This window comes from Ruegeria sp. SCP11, assembly GCF_040329455.1.
In the GTDB taxonomy this organism is placed as follows: Bacteria; Pseudomonadota; Alphaproteobacteria; order Rhodobacterales; family Rhodobacteraceae; genus Ruegeria; species Ruegeria atlantica_E.
Window position 1 is genome coordinate 509448 of the sequence record NZ_JBDZYG010000001.1, and the last position, 13070, is coordinate 522517.

The 13070-nt window shown below is 57.7% G+C and carries 13 protein-coding genes; 3 read left to right on the forward strand and 10 right to left on the reverse strand.

Translation table 11 applies throughout. The features are described from left to right. Positions 1-13 precede the first annotated feature (13 nt). Genes glp through ABLN94_RS02595 form a run of 5 tightly spaced genes read right to left on the reverse strand, consistent with a single transcriptional unit; the run spans position 14 to position 4062 of the window. The gene (gene glp / locus ABLN94_RS02575) at positions 14-1186 is read right to left on the reverse strand and encodes a gephyrin-like molybdotransferase Glp (RefSeq protein ID WP_352988806.1); all 1173 of its coding nucleotides are present in this window, start codon (positions 1184-1186) and stop codon (positions 14-16) included. Beyond that, positions 1183-1656: a cyclic pyranopterin monophosphate synthase MoaC gene (moaC, locus tag ABLN94_RS02580; RefSeq protein ID WP_352988808.1), complete on the reverse strand. Its 474-nt coding sequence runs from the start codon at positions 1654-1656 to the stop codon at positions 1183-1185. The genes glp and moaC overlap by 4 nt, the downstream gene beginning before the upstream one ends. Beyond that, positions 1656-2468, reverse strand: a complete 813-nt coding sequence (gene trpC / locus ABLN94_RS02585; RefSeq protein ID WP_352988810.1) for an indole-3-glycerol phosphate synthase TrpC — start codon at positions 2466-2468, stop codon at positions 1656-1658. Before trpC ends, moaC begins: the two co-directional genes overlap by 1 nt. Continuing rightward, positions 2465-3484: an anthranilate phosphoribosyltransferase gene (gene trpD / locus ABLN94_RS02590; protein ID WP_352988812.1), complete on the reverse strand. Its 1020-nt coding sequence runs from the start codon at positions 3482-3484 to the stop codon at positions 2465-2467. Before trpD ends, trpC begins: the two co-directional genes overlap by 4 nt. Beyond that, positions 3481-4062, reverse strand: a complete 582-nt coding sequence (locus tag ABLN94_RS02595; RefSeq protein WP_352988814.1) for an anthranilate synthase component II — start codon at positions 4060-4062, stop codon at positions 3481-3483. Before ABLN94_RS02595 ends, trpD begins: the two co-directional genes overlap by 4 nt. A 196-nt stretch (positions 4063-4258) precedes the next feature. Between ABLN94_RS02595 and ABLN94_RS02600 the strand changes: the two genes are divergently transcribed. After that, the gene (locus ABLN94_RS02600) at positions 4259-5665 is read left to right on the forward strand and encodes a divergent polysaccharide deacetylase family protein (protein ID WP_352988816.1); all 1407 of its coding nucleotides are present in this window, start codon (positions 4259-4261) and stop codon (positions 5663-5665) included. 45 nt (positions 5666-5710) lie between these two features. Here ABLN94_RS02600 and trpE read toward each other — a convergent pair whose 3' ends face one another. From trpE to fabI, 5 genes are all read right to left on the reverse strand, one after another. Next, positions 5711-7222 (reverse strand): anthranilate synthase component I, encoded by a 1512-nt coding sequence (gene trpE, locus ABLN94_RS02605; protein ID WP_352988818.1) that lies wholly within the window; start codon positions 7220-7222, stop codon positions 5711-5713. A gap of 12 nt (positions 7223-7234) precedes the next feature. Next, positions 7235-9076, reverse strand: coding sequence for a peptidyl-prolyl cis-trans isomerase (locus tag ABLN94_RS02610; RefSeq protein ID WP_352988820.1), 1842 nt, complete (start codon positions 9074-9076; stop codon positions 7235-7237). Between the two features lie 78 nt (positions 9077-9154). Continuing rightward, positions 9155-10330, reverse strand: coding sequence for an aminotransferase (locus ABLN94_RS02615; RefSeq protein ID WP_352988822.1), 1176 nt, complete (start codon positions 10328-10330; stop codon positions 9155-9157). A gap of 27 nt (positions 10331-10357) precedes the next feature. After that, positions 10358-10867: a xanthine phosphoribosyltransferase gene (gene gpt / locus ABLN94_RS02620; protein ID WP_170493137.1), complete on the reverse strand. Its 510-nt coding sequence runs from the start codon at positions 10865-10867 to the stop codon at positions 10358-10360. Between the two features lie 5 nt (positions 10868-10872). Then, entirely contained in the window at positions 10873-11679 is an 807-nt protein-coding gene (fabI, locus tag ABLN94_RS02625) for an enoyl-ACP reductase FabI (RefSeq protein ID WP_352988824.1), read from the reverse strand. Positions 11680-11814: 135 nt separating this feature from the next. Between fabI and pdxH the strand changes: the two genes are divergently transcribed. Continuing rightward, entirely contained in the window at positions 11815-12420 is a 606-nt protein-coding gene (pdxH, locus tag ABLN94_RS02630) for a pyridoxamine 5'-phosphate oxidase (protein WP_352988826.1), read from the forward strand. Between the two features lie 142 nt (positions 12421-12562). Then, positions 12563-13069 carry a cold-shock protein gene (locus ABLN94_RS02635; protein ID WP_417750498.1) on the forward strand — a complete coding sequence of 169 codons (507 nt, stop codon included), beginning with the start codon at positions 12563-12565 and terminating at the stop codon, positions 13067-13069. The last annotated feature ends 1 nt before the right edge of the window (position 13070 follow it).

Consider the following 13070-nt stretch of genomic DNA (forward strand, 5'->3'; position numbering starts at 1 on the left):
AAATTGAAGCTTTCTAAATCGGGAGGTACAGCACCTCATCCCCGGCAGAACGCGCCGGATCATGCGGATCACGTACCAGTAGCGCGTTGGCTTGCGCCAGTACACTGAGCAGTGAGCTGTCCTGATCTCCGCAGGCCCGGATACCGTCCTCGCTGACAACCGCGCGCATGTAATGTTCGCGCGGGCCGTTCTTACCAATAGGCTCAGCTAACAGGGCTCGTTGGAACGGAGGCAACGTTTGTGTGATGCCCAACATACGACGCAGCATCGGCACTAAGAACAGATAACCGCAAACCATTGCGCTGACAGGGTTTCCTGGCAAGCCAACCATCGCGGCGTTGCCCAAACGACCGGCCATCAGAGGTTTGCCGGGACGCATGCGGATTTTGTAGAAAGACCGCTCCATTCCCAGCCCCTGTGAGACATCGGCGACCAGGTCATATTCTCCTACCGAAGCGCCACCAATGGTGACAACCAGATCAGCGCCCTCAGCCAGTTTAAACGCTGTTTCCAGCGAGGCGAGCGTGTCACGTGCGATCGGAAGGATACGCACCTGAGCGCCTACGGCTTCCAGAAGTGCTTTCAGCCCAAAGGTGTTTGACGCGATAATCTGGTCTGGACCGGGGGTCTCGCCGGGCATTACCAACTCATCCCCGGTCGAAATCAACGCGACCACGGGTTTGCGCTTTACGGGCACAACCGGGATGTTCATTGCCGCCATCAGGGCGATGTCTTCTGGCCGAAGTATCCGCGGTGCAGTAATTTTCGCGCCAGAGGTGAAATCGAAGCCCGCAGGACGGATGTTTGATTTCGGGCCGGGATCGTCCGTGATCGTAAGGAGATCCCCGCGCTGTTCCGTATCCTCTTGAATTACTACGAAATCCGCGCCTTCAGGAACCGGAGCGCCGGTGAAGATACGAACCGCTTGCCCTGCACCGACGGTGCCGTCGAATCGATGACCAGCTGCGGATTCACCGATGACCTTGAACATCGCGTGCAGTTCGACTTCGGTCGATTTAAGTGCGTAGCCATCCATTGAAGACGCCGCGAACGGCGGTTGGTCGAGGGTTGCGCTGACATCTTCCGCCAGAACGCGTCCAGCGGCCTCGGCAAGCGGTACCATTTCGGTCTCAAGCGGGGAAACGAGATCAAAAAGTAGTGCCCGGGCCTCTTTGACGGTAATCATTTCGCTTCGTAACGTCCTGATTTACCGCCGTCTTTTAACAGAACACGGATGCCGCCGATCTCCATGGTTTTATCGACAGCCTTGGTCATGTCATAAACGGTCAGTGCCGCGGTCGAGGCAGCGGTCAATGCTTCCATCTCTACGCCAGTCTGGCCCGAGGTTTTAACAGTTGCTTCTATCCGTACACCGGGCAGATCCGGATCCAACGTTAATTCGACTGCAACTTTTGTGACTGGCAGTGGATGACACAGCGGGATCAGATCAGGCGTTTTTTTTGCTCCCATTATGCCCGCAAGACGTGCAACGCCTAGAACATCACCTTTCTTGGCGCGACCTTCCGAAATCAAATCAAAGGCTTCCTGTGCCATCTTGATGTAAGCAGCCGCCACTGCGACCCGATCTGTCACAGCCTTATCCGAGACATCAACCATATGGGCTTGGCCTTGAGCATCAAAATGGGTCAGTGGCATCACATCACTCCGGGGATCAGTGGGTTTGACAGCAACTGCCGGGTCGCGGTGGCAACGTCGTCCTGACGCATCAGGCTTTCACCAATCAGGAAACAACGCGCGCCATAGCGTGCGATATCAGCCAAATCTTCAGGTGTGCTGAGACCGCTTTCACATACAATGGTCCGATCGCCCGGTACAAGCTTCGACAGCCGGCGTGTGGTATCTAGCGAAGTCTCGAAGGTTTTGAGATTGCGGTTGTTTATGCCGATTAGGGGGCTTTTCAATTGCGTTGCGCGTTGCAGCTCTGCCTCGTCGTGGACCTCAATCAGAACGTCCATACCCCAGTCAAAAGCAGTTTGTTCCAGTTCAGCTGCCTGACCATCTTCGACCGAGGCCATGATGATCAGGATGCAATCTGCGCCTAAAGCGCGCGCTTCGACCACCTGATAGGGGTCGTACATGAAATCCTTGCGCAAGGCTGGCAGCGAGGTCGCCGCACGGGCCGCGGTTAGATATTCCTTTGCGCCCTGAAAACTGGGCGTATCGGTCAGCACAGACAGGCAGGCTGCACCGCCGTCTTCATAGGCTTTGGCGAGAGCGGGCGGATCGAAGTCAGGGCGGATCAAGCCCTTGGACGGGCTGGCCTTTTTGACCTCGGCGATCAAGCCATAGCCGCGACGCGACGCCTTCTGCAGCGCTTGGGCAAAGCCGCGAACCTCTGGAGCGAATCTGGCCTCAGATTCCAGCGTTTCCAAAGATTTCTCAGCTTTATCTGCTGCAATTTCTTTCAGCTTATAGGCTTTGATCTTATCTAGTACCGTCTCGGTCATGCGGCCTCCTGAGTCATTCGGGCCAGTGCCGCGATTTTTTCTTTTGCTTTTCCACTGTCGATGCTTTCGACGGCTTTGGCTACCCCGTCTTTCAGGTCCGTTGCAGCATCTGCAACCACCAGCGCGGCGGCCGAATTCAGCAAAACGGCATCACGATAGGCCGAGGGCTTACCGTCCAGCAGCACGCGGAAGGCGACAGCGTTTTCTTCCGGTGTGCCGCCCAGGATGTGTTCGAACGGATGAACTGGCAGGCCTGCGTCTTCGGGGTGAAGCTCGACCTCTTTGACTATGCCATCCTCTAGCGCGGCGACCCAGCTGATGCCGGTGATCGTCAGCTCATCTGTGCCATCCGAGCCGTGCACGATCCAAGCGCGGTCCGACCCAAGCAGACCCAGAGTTTCGGCCATCGGGCGGATCAACTCGCGGCTAAAGGCACCAGTCAGTTGGCGTTTGACACCGGCAGGGTTGGTGAGCGGGCCGAGAATGTTGAAGATCGTTCGCGTCCCAAGCTCTTGCCGTGATGGCATGACATGGGCGATAGCCGGGTGATGCATCGGGGCCATCATGAACCCGATACCGACCTCTTTCAAAGCTTTTTCAACGACCTCTGGGCCGACCATCACGTTGATCCCAAGCTGGCCCAGAGCGTCTGCCGCCCCGGATTTCGAGCTGAGATTGCGGTTGCCGTGCTTGGCAACGGTGACTCCGGCACCGGCGACAACAAAGGCCGTGGCCGTTGAGATGTTCAGCGTGCCTTTGCCGTCGCCGCCGGTACCAACGATATCCATTGCACCGGCGGGGGCATTCACGGCATTGCACTTTGCGCGCATGACGGCGGCTGCGGCGGCGTATTCTTCGACCGTTTCGCCACGGGTGCGCATCGCCATCAGCAGCCCGCCGATCTGGCTGGGCGTGGCTTCGCCGTCAAACAGGATACCAAAGGCCTGTTCAGCCTCGGCGCGGGTCAGGGGCCGGTCGGCGGCGGCTCCGATCAGCGGTTTCAGAGCGTCGCTCATGCGGGGACTTTCATCTCGGACAGGAAATTCTTGAGTAGGGCGTGGCCGTGCTCGGAGGCGATGGATTCCGGGTGGAACTGGACACCATGAATGGGCAACTCTTTGTGCTGAAGACCCATGATGGTGCCGTCTTCCAACTCGGCAGTGATTTCAAGGCAGTCGGGCAGGGTTTTGGGATCGACCACCAGCGAGTGATAACGCGTCGCCTCAAACGGTGAGGGTAGCCCAGCGAACACGCCTTTGCCGGTGTGGTGCATTGTGCCCATTTTGCCGTGAACAATCTCGTGGCAACGGATCACGTCGCCACCAAAAGCTTGTCCAATCGTCTGGTGCCCTAAACACACACCCATCAGCGGTGTCTTCGTCTCGGCGGCCGCCTCAGTGAGGGCGAGGCAGATTCCGGCCTGGTCTGGATCACAGGGGCCTGGGCTAAGAAGAATACCTGCGGGGTTCATGGCCATGGCTTCCTGAACATCCAAGGCATCATTCCGCCGAATGACCATCTCGGCACCCAGTTCGCCTAAATAATGTACCAGATTGTAAGTAAACGAGTCGTAGTTGTCGATCAGCAGCAGCATTTGGATACTTGTCTCGGCTTGGGCATTTCGGACTGGCGATGCAGCCCCGAGCCACGGTATAATGTCGGGACATACATGCTCAGGCTTGCACGGCAGCGTCAAGGGGACATCCCGTTCTTGGCGCTCTGGTAAGCAAATGCCGCAGCAGACGGCGGACATGTGATCGAAGCAGGGCCAGAACGAGAGGCAAAAAGGTATGGGCGGATTTGTCAGTGGAATGATCGTGGGAACGATCGTTGTCCTAGTGTTGGGGGCAGTAATGTCGTTGAACACGCCCCTGACGAAAAAACCGGACGTGGTGATCTCGGCTCCGGAACCGGCGGTTGTCGAGGTTCCCAACGTGGCGGCGGATGCTGCTGAGGCGATTGGCGATGGCGATGTGCTTGATTTGCCTCCGGCCGCGCCAGAGTCCAGTGCCAATCAGATGGATACGCTCGCCGAGTTGTCGGATGTTGAGATCGAGCCCGAGGCGCAGCCTCAGGTGAAGGACGCCTCGGTTAAGGTTGAAGCGCCCGTTGCGCCCAGTTCGACTCCGGTTAGTGTGATGACAGAGGCGCCGATTGCGCCGCAGTCTCCGCCACTGGTGCAAACCTCACCCAATACTGAATCTCTTCCAGATGTATCGCTGGAGGTGCCAGCTGTTCAGCCCAAACCTGAAATTGCTGAGGTTGCCCCAAAGGCGGAACCGGAAGTGGCCGATCTCAGCACCCAAGAGCCCGAGGCAAACCCCTTTGAGGACAGTCCGATTGCTGTTGAAGGGGACGAGGATACAGCTCCGCGCAACCTGCCTCGGATCGCTTCCGTGCCACAGATCGGAGGCGACGGTGAAACGTCCGCAATTCCAACCATTGGTAAGCGTGTGGTGCCGTTGACTGAGCGCAATGAGGGCGCCCAAGAGAGTGACGCAACGACAGAGGTGATCATTCCCGGGAAACCTATCGAAGCCTTCGCCGCCGACTTCGACAACCCCGACGCCAAGCCGTTGATGTCGATCATTCTGATCGATGATGAGGGGGCCTATGGTGCCGAGGCGCTGCACGACTTTCCGTACCCTTTAAGCTTTGCCGTCAGCCCTTCGGACCCCGAGGCCGCCGAAAAGATGGCGCGTCACCGTGAGGCTGGATTCGAAGTTTTGGCACTGGCTGATTTGCCCGAAGCTGCCAGCGCACAGGATGCCGAGGTGTCTATGGAAGTTTGGCTGAATACTCTGCCCGAAACGGTGGGTATTCTGGAGGGAGTGGACTCGGGCATTCAGGGGAACCGTAAACTGGCCGATCAGGTGGCCGCGATTGCCGCCGGCACTGGTCGTGGTCTGATTACTCAGGATAACGGCCTGAACACCGTGCAAAAGCTGGCTGCACGGAATGGTGTTCCCTCGGGTGTAATTTTCCGCGACATCGACGGCGCGCGTCAGGACCCCAAGATTATGCGCCGCTTTCTTGACCAAGCCGCGTTTCGCGCAGGTCAGGAGGGCACCGTGGTCATGCTGGGTCGTTTGCGGCCCGATACAATTTCGGCCCTGTTGCTCTGGGGGCTAGAAGATCGCGGCAACCGTGTCGCAATGGCTCCGATTTCCGCAGTGATGATGAAAGAAGTCCAGTAGAGCCTTAATACTCAAACGGCTGCCCACATGGGGCAGCCGAATTGCTTAGCTGTTACCAGAACCTGTAAACCGCGCTGCGTCGGCAGCGGCACGCCTGATGGCGTTCGATTTATGGACAGTCTCCATATATTCCGCCTCGGGGTCGCTGTCGTACACGACACCACCACCCGCTTGAATATACAGCTTTTGGTCCTTCACGATGGCTGTCCGCAGAGCGATACACATATCCATGTCGCCGCCAGCACTGAAATACCCAACACCGCCGCCATAAACGCCGCGCTTTTCTGGCTCCAACTCGTCGATGATCTCCATCGCGCGCACCTTCGGTGCTCCCGAGACGGTGCCTGCGGGCATCCCGGCAAAAAACGCATCCAGCGCGTCTTTGTCTTCGGCCAGCTCTCCGACCACGTTTGACACTATGTGCATCACGTGGCTGTAGCGCTCGATGATGAACTCTTCGGTAGGGCGAACAGTACCGATCTTGGCCACGCGGCCGGTGTCGTTGCGACCCAGATCCAGCAACATCAGGTGCTCGGCCAGTTCCTTCTTGTCAGCCAGCAGGTCGACTTCGTTGGCCTTGTCCTCTTCGGGGGTAGCGCCACGCGGGCGAGTGCCTGCAATTGGCCGGATCGTAACTTCATCGCCAAAGACGCGCACCAAAATCTCGGGGCTGGCACCTACGACCTGAAAGCCGCCGAAGTTGAAATAGAACATAAAGGGCGACGGGTTAGTGCGACGTAATGAGCGATAGAGCGCAAAAGGTGGCTGCGGGAAGTCTTGTGTCCAGCGCTGTGCGGGGACGACCTGAAAGATGTCACCCGCGCGGATGTATTCCTTGGCCTTCTCAACCGCTTCCATGTAGCCGGACTTGGTGAAGTTCGACACTGGAGGCGCAACCTCGGACGCGTCACCCAGATCGCGAGTCTCTGCGGGCATGGCGCGTTCCAGATCGCGCACGGCGTCCATCACACGCTCGGCTGCCTGGGCATAGGCGGCCTTGGCCGATTGCCCTTCGGCCACCCAAGCGGGGGAAACAACTGTTACTTCGCCTTTTACGCCGTCCAAGACTGCGATGACCGACGGGCGCAACATGATGGCGTCAGGTAGGCCCAGAGGGTCGGGGTTCACATCCGGTAGATATTCTACCAGTCGCACCATGTCATATCCCAGATAACCGAACAGCCCAGCAGCGGCCTGAGGCAGGTCGTCCGGCAACTCAATACGGCTTTCAGCGAGTAAGTCGCGCAGGTTATCCATCGGGTTGCCATTCTGCGGTTCAAACGCCTCAGCATCGAACCGGGCTGAGCGGTTCAATTCGGACGCCTCACCTCGGCAACGCCAGATTAGGTCTGGTTTCATCCCGATGATCGAGTAACGCCCGCGTACCTCGCCACCGGTCACGGATTCCAACATGAAGGCGTCTTTCTGCGCGCCCGTCAGTTTGAGCATCAGCGAGACAGGCGTATCCAGATCCGCCGCCAGACGGGTATATACGACCTGGTTTTCGCCGGTCTCATATGCGCGTGCGAAACTGTCGAACTCAGGGGTCAGTGCCATATTCGGTCTCTTTTAATAGCTCGACTGCACGGCGTTCAGCGCGCGTTGGTCAATAACGGGGCGCGCGCGGGTTTGCGCATCGCGCACATAGGCGTCGAAGATGTTCTGTGCCAGCGCCTGATTAAGCTGTGCCTCAAGCGCGGTCTGAGCTTGACGCAGCTCGTCTGTTTCGGCGGGCGGCAGCAGTTCTTCCAAACGCACGATGAAAGCGGAACCAGCACCGGAGATAACACGCAACTGGCCGGGTTCCATTTCAAATACCTGAACCATGAAATCTGTGGGCACATCGTCCAGGAACGCAGTGCGGGTCAGGGCGTTTTCGACGCGGAACGGCAGTCCCGTGGCTGTGAAGTCACCATCCGAATTCAACTGGTCTAGAATCGAATTGGCTTGCTCCTCTAGTGCCTTATTGGTTTCCACTTGCGTCCAAGCAGCGGCCACCCGATCACGAGCGGTTTCCAGAGGTTCAGGGCGCTGGGGGAGTACTTCGTTCAGGCGCAGAGCAAAGATCGAGCCATCCTCAAGAAAACCAACTTCGGGGAAATCGCCTTCGTTTACCGCTTCGGCGGCGGTGCGGAAACCGTCATAGGCCGCAACACCGTCGTCGCTCTGACGAGTCCAGTCAATTTGACCCAGTTCCATCTCGGTCTCGTCTGTCAGTTCTTCCAGCGTTGCGCCGCCAGCCAGCAGGTCGTCGATGTCTTCGGCCTGGGCTTCAATCTGACGACGGGCGCGGTCCGCGGCCAGTTCCTCGCGCAGGGCGGGGGCGGCGTCTTCGAACGGGGTGTTGTTTTCCGCCAACGAGCCGTTGATGCGGAACAAGGCAGGCCCGAAAGTTGAAGGCAGCGGGCCAACCACGGTGTCCAGATCGGCGCCGAAAACAGCGTCCGCAGCCTCACCCAGTTCCTCACGCGTTACGTCGCCCAGATCGATATCGCTGAGTTCAAGCTGACGATCACGCACCAGTTGTTCGAAAGAGGCGCCGCCAGTTTCTAGTTGGGCTTTTGCTGTCTCGGCTGCTTCTTGGTTCGGGTAGGTCAGGCGTTCAACCAAACGACGTTCGGGTTGATAGAATTCCGAGGCGCGCTGATCATAGAGACGGCGCACCGAGTCCTCATCGACCTCGACACTGTCGAGCAGCATATCAGGTGACAAAATCGCATAGGTCAGCTGTTTAGTGCGGGGCAGGGTGAACTGATCGGCGTTCTCATCATAATAGGCCTGAATCTGTTCGTCCGTCGGTTCAGCAATGGGCGAGGAAAGCGCATCTGGTCCGATTGTAGCGACGGTAAAGCTGCGGCGTGCGCCCACATAGTCGGTCAACACCTGTGTCAGAGTCGAAGGCATTTCAACTCCGCTGACAACGGCATTCTGCACTATCGTACGGGAGGATTCCTTGCGCAGGTCCGATTCGAACTCGGTATCCGTCATGCCAACCTGATCGAGTTGGAATTGATAGGCTTCGCGGTCAAAGGTACCGTTGACGCCCTGAAAGGCCGGAATGGCGACGATTTCCTTTTGCAGGTTCTCGTCCCCGATGGAGATTCCCAGTTCACCGACCTCATTGTCCAACGCGGCCAGAGCGGTCAGGCGCGACAGAGCCAGTTGGTCCAACCCAAACTCATGCGCTTGCGAGATTTGCAGAGGCTGGCCCGTCTGTTGCTCCACTGCACGGATCTCGCGCTGCAATTCGCGGACATACTCGTTGATCGAAACCTCTTCATTGCCAACCTGCGCGACGGTGCGCACGGTGCCGGTCAGGCTGGTTGCTCCAAAGCCTGCAAGGCCCAGCATCAATAGGCCCATGAGGATCCAGACAAAGGTCTTCGAAAGGTTTTTCATGCCTGCGGCCATGGTGCCCTCTTATTCTGTGGCAATAACTGCCCTGTCGGTTGCGGCCCTGAATACGACGCGCACCGCCGGGGGGCAAGCTCAGAAGGATAGTGCTTCCAGCCGTTTGAACAATTGCGCGATTCCTGCGCGGTCGAGATTTGCAAAGGCGATGCGAACCTGACGTTTTCCGGCAACGTCATCGTCGGGCATGAACATCGTGCCAGGTAACAGCAGGATACCGGCCTCGGACACCAGACGGCGCGCCAGTTCGTCCGAAGGAATGTCGAACGGATGCTCGAAATAGGCGAAATAGGCACCCAACCCCAGCAAGCGCCAGCCCTTGTCGGTCAGGCGAGGCAATTGCTCCTGAATCGCGGCGCGGCGGTCGAGGATTTCGTCGCGTTCTCCGGCCACCCATTGCGAGAGATTCTGCATACCCCAAAGGGCCGAGAACTGGCCGATCTGGCTGGGGCAGATTGCCACCGTATCGAGAAACTTTTCGACCTCGGATAGCAGGTCGGCCCCGGTTGCAATCGCGCCAACGCGGTGACCCGTCAGGCGATAGGCTTTGGAAAAGGAGTAGAGATGGACGAGCGTATTGTCCCATCCCGGCTGTTGAAAAAGCTCATGCGGAGGACCGCTGCGGCTGTCGAAATCACGATAGGTTTCATCGACCAACAGACGTAGTCCCGTTTCGCGTGCCAGATCATAAAACGCACGGACCAAATCGGAAGGATATTCCACGCCCCCGGGATTGTTTGGTGTCACCAGCGCAATGGCACGGGTCTTATCAGTAATCAGCGCGCAGGCGGCGTCCACATCGGGCAGAAGGCTATTGTCGGTTTTCAGATCAACGGCGCGCACCCCAGCCATGTCCAGCCACATTTTGTGATTGAAATACCATGGGGTTGGCAGGATGACCTCATCCCCTTCATCAGTGATGGCCGAGATTGTGGCAGCAAAGGCCTGATTGCAGCCCGAGGTGATCGCGACTTGATCCGGCATGATGTCGGCGTCGTAGTGTCGGCTGATCTGTGCCGCCAGTCCAGTGCGCAGGTCAGGATTTCCTAGAACCGGTCCATAAAGATGCGCTCGGTCTTCCGTCACCGCAAACTCGGCCATAGCCTGGCGCAGGGCCAGAGGTGGCGGGTCGACCGGGGCCGCTTGGCTGACATTGATTAGAGGGCGGTCTTCGAGAAACTCCACGCCCTCAAGCCAGCGCCGCGCCTCCATCACCGGAGGGGCGAAGGTGGCGGCGGTGCGGGTCCGGGTCATGCGTGGTCCTAGATTTTGGGCTAAAGATCAGTCGGTGCCACGGTAGGGCTCGACATATTGCAGAGCCATATCCCACGGGAAGAAGATCCACGTGTCCTGGCTAACCTCGGTGATGAATGTATCCACCATCGGGCGGCCTTTGGGTTTAGCGTATACGGTCGCAAAATGGGCCTTGGGATACATTGCGCGCACCAGCTCCAGCGTTTTGCCACTGTCGACAAGGTCGTCGATGATCAGAACGCCCTCACCATCGCCCATCAGTTCAGCATCCGGCGCCTTCAGGACCTCAGCTTCGCCTTGTTCCTGATGGTGATAGGAGCGCACGCTAATTGTGTCGACAGTGCGGATGTCCAATTCTCGGCTAACGATCATCGCCGGGGCCATGCCACCGCGCGTAATGGCAACGACGGCGCGCCAGGCGCCCTCATCAGGGCCCTGACCATCCAGGCGCCACGCCAAAGCACGCGAGTCGCGATGAATCTGGTCCCAGCTAATGTGAAAGCCTTTTTCGTGGGGCAGGCGGTCTTTGGCACTCATTTTTTTTAACCTTTTTCAACGTCGGGGGCGTCGACGGCTTTCATACCGACAATGTGATAACCCGAATCGACGTGCAGGTTTTCTCCGGTCACTCCGCTGCTTAGGTCGGACAACAGGTAGAGAGCCGATTTGCCAACGTCGTCGATGGTTACGTTGCGGCGCAGGGGCGAGTTGTACTCGTTCCACTTCATGATGTAGCGGAAATCGCCGATGCCGCTGGCGGCCAGCGTTTTAATCGGACCGGCCGAGATCGAATTCACGCGGATACCATCCTTGCCCAAGTCTTCGGCCAGATATTTCACCGATGCCTCCAGCGCGGCTTTGGCGACGCCCATCACGTTATAGTGGGGCATTACTTGTTCCGCACCATAGTAGGTTAGGGTCACGGCACTGCCGCCTTCGGACATAATCTTCTCGGCGCGCTGCATCACAGCCGTAAAGGAATAGACCGACACGTCCATGGTCAGCTTGAAATTCGCTCGGCTGGTGTCGACGTAGCGGCCACGCAACTCGTTCTTGTCGGAAAAGCCGATGGCGTGAACGATAAAGTCCAGCTTACCCCATTTCCCTTCCAGCGAAGAAAACAGGGCATCAATCGATTCCTCGTCGCTGACATCGCAAGGCAAAACGATTTCGCTGCCCAGTTGAGCCGCCAGCGGGTCGACCCGTTTCTTCAAGGCTTCGCCTTGATAGGAAAAGGCCAGCTCGGCCCCGGCTTCGGATAACGCGCGGGCGATTCCCCATGCGATAGATTTATCATTGGCCAGTCCCATGATGAGGCCGCGCTTTCCGGCCATCAACTGATTTGACATGTTCGGTTCTCCGCCTGTCTTCGCGTCATGTTGGGTTGGTTTATGCCATTGGATGCGCTGCATCAAGGCCGCGAACTCTTGCCCGTGGCGGGTTCTCGCCCTAGGGTAGTGATCAAAAGTTTCCGGGGGATGGAAATGACTGAGCGCGACGGCATATTCGCCGGCACCGATCCGTTTGAAATTGCGGCGCGGTGGCTGGGCGAGGCCAAAGACAGCGAGCCAAACGATCCCAACGCTATTGCGTTGGCAACCGTGGATTCGGAAGGCATGCCCAACGTGCGCATGGTGCTGTTAAAGGAAATCGAATCCGATGCTTTTGTGTTCTACACCAATTATGAAAGCGCCAAGGCAATCGAACTTGATTCCGCCGGCAAAGCGGCATTTGTGATGCATTGGAAATCATTGCGGCGCCAAATCCGTGTTCGTGGTACAATCACTCGGGAAAGCGGACCGCAGGCAGATGAATATTATGCGTCTCGCTCGTTGAAAAGCCGTCTGGGGGCTTGGGCATCAAAGCAATCTCGCCCCCTGAGCAGCCGCACTGCTTTAATGGCAGAGGTTGCGAAGGTGACCGCGAAGCTGGGACCGAATCCTCCAAGGCCGCCATTCTGGGGTGGATACAGGTTAGTACCGACCGAGATCGAGTTTTGGGCCGATGGTGCATTCAGGCTGCACGACAGGTTTCAGTGGTGCCGCGACCAAGTGGGCTCGGCGTGGGAAGTGCAGAGGTTGAATCCGTGATGTTCGCGTATCTTGAAATGCAACGACAAGAAACCAAAGGGTTTTTTCAGCTTGAATTTGCGCACCAATCCCATACACATCGGACCCTTAACGAACCATTAACTTTCGCGATGGGAAAACCGTGCCAGAAGACCTGAATAATATGTACCGCGTCCGTGGACACGTGAAATGGTTCGACCCTGCCAAGGGGTACGGCTTCGTTGTGTCGGATGAGGGCGGTCCGGATATTCTGTTGCATGTGAACGTCTTGCGTAACTTTGGTCAAAGCTCGGTCGCAGATGGTGCCGGGATCGAGATCATGACGCACCGAACTGATCGAGGTGTTCAGGCGGTCGAGATTATCAGTGTCGATCCTCCTGCACGTACCGACTCAATGATGTTGGCGGATTTTGCCGAGCTTGATCCTGCGGTCATTGCAGAAGCACCACTTGAGGCGGCACGAGTGAAGTGGTTCGACAAAGGCAAGGGCTTTGGTTTTGCCAATGTCTTTGGTCGGGACGAGGACGTTTTCCTGCATATCGAGGTGTTACGCCGGTCTGGGCTTGCTGATCTTCAGCCGGGTGAAGCGCTGGCTATGCGCGTGATCGATGGTAAACGTGGGCGTATGGCTGCCCAGGTTTTGGCTTGGGAAGCGGCACTGGACGACTGAT

Coding starts and splice junctions, on each gene's coding strand:
- ABLN94_RS02610 (WP_352988820.1), bottom strand. CDS start 9,076: ATGGCCGCAGGCATGAAAAACCTTTCGAAGACCTTTGTCTGGATCCTC.
- pdxH (WP_352988826.1), top strand. CDS start 11,815: ATGACTGAGCGCGACGGCATATTCGCCGGCACCGATCCGTTTGAAATT.
- ABLN94_RS02635 (WP_417750498.1), top strand. CDS start 12,563: ATGTACCGCGTCCGTGGACACGTGAAATGGTTCGACCCTGCCAAGGGG.
- trpE (WP_352988818.1), bottom strand. CDS start 7,222: ATGGCACTGACCCCTGAGTTCGACAGTTTCGCACGCGCATATGAGACC.
- ABLN94_RS02595 (WP_352988814.1), bottom strand. CDS start 4,062: ATGCTGCTGCTGATCGACAACTACGACTCGTTTACTTACAATCTGGTA.
- gpt (WP_170493137.1), bottom strand. CDS start 10,867: ATGAGTGCCAAAGACCGCCTGCCCCACGAAAAAGGCTTTCACATTAGC.
- trpC (WP_352988810.1), bottom strand. CDS start 2,468: ATGACCGAGACGGTACTAGATAAGATCAAAGCCTATAAGCTGAAAGAA.
- fabI (WP_352988824.1), bottom strand. CDS start 11,679: ATGTCAAATCAGTTGATGGCCGGAAAGCGCGGCCTCATCATGGGACTG.
- ABLN94_RS02615 (WP_352988822.1), bottom strand. CDS start 10,330: ATGACCCGGACCCGCACCGCCGCCACCTTCGCCCCTCCGGTGATGGAG.
- trpD (WP_352988812.1), bottom strand. CDS start 3,484: ATGAGCGACGCTCTGAAACCGCTGATCGGAGCCGCCGCCGACCGGCCC.
- glp (WP_352988806.1), bottom strand. CDS start 1,186: ATGATTACCGTCAAAGAGGCCCGGGCACTACTTTTTGATCTCGTTTCC.
- moaC (WP_352988808.1), bottom strand. CDS start 1,656: ATGCCACTGACCCATTTTGATGCTCAAGGCCAAGCCCATATGGTTGAT.
- ABLN94_RS02600 (WP_352988816.1), top strand. CDS start 4,259: ATGGGCGGATTTGTCAGTGGAATGATCGTGGGAACGATCGTTGTCCTA.